At 51.9% G+C, this 615-nt stretch carries 1 protein-coding gene; it reads left to right on the forward strand.

Going from position 1 to position 615, the window contains the following annotated elements:
* A partial coding sequence (locus ACWHAR_RS29090) for an MFS transporter (protein ID WP_452088697.1) occupies positions 1-615 on the forward strand: 615 nt, incomplete at both ends.

A 615-nucleotide genomic window follows, 5' to 3' on the forward strand; every position in this document is an offset into this window, starting at 1 on the left:
CCGTACGGCAGGCGGATTCAAAGAGACGTTTGTATCATTTGGAAGGCTCTTCGGCCAGCGTACATTTATGGGATACGCCTTGGCGCAAGGGCTGATCGTAGCGGGGATGTTCGGCTATATATCGGCCTCTCCGTTTGTTTTGCAGGACATTTACAAATTGTCGGCTCAAGCCTTTAGTTTTTGTTTCGCATTAAACGGCCTGGGCATTATTATCGCAGCTCAGATTACGGGCAGGCTTGCCGGCCGGTTCGGTGAAGCGTCCCTTTTGCGGAGCGGTTTGCTGCTGTCTTTTACCGCAAGCGTTGTTTTATTTGTTTCTGTCTTTTTTAAAGCTCCGCTGATTCTTATTTTAATCCCGCTGTTTGTCGTGGTTTCCTGCATCGGAATCGTGACGACGACCAGCGGATCCTTGGCCATGCAGAGCCAGGGGAAATCAGCCGGGAGCGCATCTGCGCTTCTAGGACTGCTTCCGTTTATTTTAGGAGCTGCCGCGGCGCCGCTCGTCGGTATTGCCGGAAGCCATACAGCTTTGCCGATGGCAGTCGTCATTCTGTTTTGCAATATCAGCGCGCTCGCTTGTTTTAACATACTGGTTCGGCGGGCAGCGCTTAAATG

Source organism: Bacillus sp. LR--39 (assembly GCF_053613335.1).